The organism is Inquilinus ginsengisoli, assembly GCF_031453975.1.
GTDB lineage: Bacteria > Pseudomonadota > Alphaproteobacteria > DSM-16000 > Inquilinaceae > Inquilinus > Inquilinus ginsengisoli_A.
On the sequence record NZ_JAVDPW010000025.1, the window covers coordinates 1 to 1,596 of the forward strand.

The following is a 1,596-nucleotide window of genomic DNA, read 5'->3' on the forward strand; positions in this document are numbered from 1 at the left end:
GCTTGACCGGGCAATCCAGGGGCCACGGAGAACCGCTCTGGCTGCCCCTGGATGCCACGGTCGAGCCCTGGCATGACAGGAATGGAATGAGGCGGCGGCCTTGCGTCAGGCGGCGAGGGACTTGGCGATGTCCTCGCACATCTTCTTGGCGTCGCCGAACAGCATCAGGGTGTTGTCGCGGAAGAACAGCTCGTTCTCCACCCCGGCATAGCCCGACGCCATCGAGCGTTTGACGAACAAGACCGTCTTGGCGTTCTCCACATCCAGGATCGGCATGCCGTAGATCGGGCTCGCCGGGTCCGTCTTCGCCGCCGGGTTGGTCACGTCGTTCGCCCCGATCACGAACGCCACGTCGGCCTGCGCGAAGTCCCGGTTGATCTCCTCCAGCTCGAACACCTCGTCATAGGGCACGTTGGCCTCCGCCAGCAGCACGTTCATGTGCCCCGGCATCCGGCCCGCCACCGGGTGGATCGCGTAGCGCACCTCCACCCCCTCCTTCTTCAGCAGGTCCGACATCTCCCGCAGCGCGTGCTGCGCCTGCGCCACCGCCATGCCGTAGCCCGGCACGATGATCACCGACCGCGCATTCTTCATCACGAAGGACGCGTCCTCCGCCGACCCCTGCTTCACCGCGCGGTCGCCCGCCGGACCCGCGGCGGATGCCCCTGCCGCGTCGCCACCGAACCCGCCCAGGATCACGTTGATGATCGAACGGTTCATCCCCTTGCACATGATGTAGCTGAGGATCGCGCCCGACGAGCCCACCAGCGCACCGGTGATGATCAACAGGTTGTTCTGCAGGGTGAAGCCGATCCCCGCCGCCGCCCAGCCGGAGTAGCTGTTCAGCATCGACACCACCACCGGCATGTCCGCCCCGCCGATCGGCAGGATCAAGAGGAAGCCCAGGGCCAGCGCCACCAGGATCAAGAGCGCGAACGCCGCGCCGGACTGGCCCACGCACATCCACACGATCAGCAGCACGATCAGGACGCCCAGCGCCGCGTTGATCGGGTGCTGCAGCGGGAACACCAGCGGCTTGCCCGTCACCAGCCCCTGCAGCTTCGCGAACGCCACCAGCGACCCGGTGAAGGTGATCGCCCCGATCGCCGCCCCCAGCGACATCTCGATCAGGCTGCCGACATGGATCGCGCCCTTGGTCCCGATCGCATACGCTTCGGGGTCGAGGAACGCCGCCGCCGCCACGCACACCGCCGCCAGGCCCACCAGGCTGTGGAACGCCGCCACCAGCTGCGGCAGCGCCGTCATCTTGATCCGCTGCGCCACCACATAGCCGATGCCGCCGCCGATCGCGATCGCCGGCACGATCAGCCAGTAGTTCCGCACCTGCGGCAAGAGGATCAGCGTCGTCGCCACCGCGAGCGCCATCCCCACCATGCCGTACAGGTTCCCCACACGGCTCGTCACCGGGCTCGACAGGCCCCGCAGCGCCATGATGAAGCAGATCGCCGCCACCAGATAGGCCAGCACCGCCAGGCTCGTCATGCCTCTATCCCCTCAGTCTCGGAGGCCGTCTCAGGGCCGATGTCTCTGGATGGCCTGACGGCCCTAAGCTTTCTTCCGGTACATCGCCAGCAT

At 67.2% G+C, this 1,596-nt stretch carries 1 protein-coding gene; it reads right to left on the reverse strand.

Annotation, left to right across the window (positions count from 1 at the left end):
• Positions 1 to 105 precede the first annotated feature (105 nt).
• A complete protein-coding gene (locus tag E9232_RS35760) occupies positions 106 to 1,503 on the reverse strand; it encodes an NAD(P)(+) transhydrogenase (Re/Si-specific) subunit beta (RefSeq protein ID WP_309802267.1) in 1,398 nt (465 codons plus the stop codon).
• Positions 1,504 to 1,596 lie beyond the last annotated feature (93 nt).

Excerpts from the sequence above, each read along its gene's own strand:
- E9232_RS35760 (WP_309802267.1), bottom strand. The coding sequence starts at position 1,503 with ATGACGAGCCTGGCGGTGCTGGCCTATCTGGTGGCGGCGATCTGCTTC.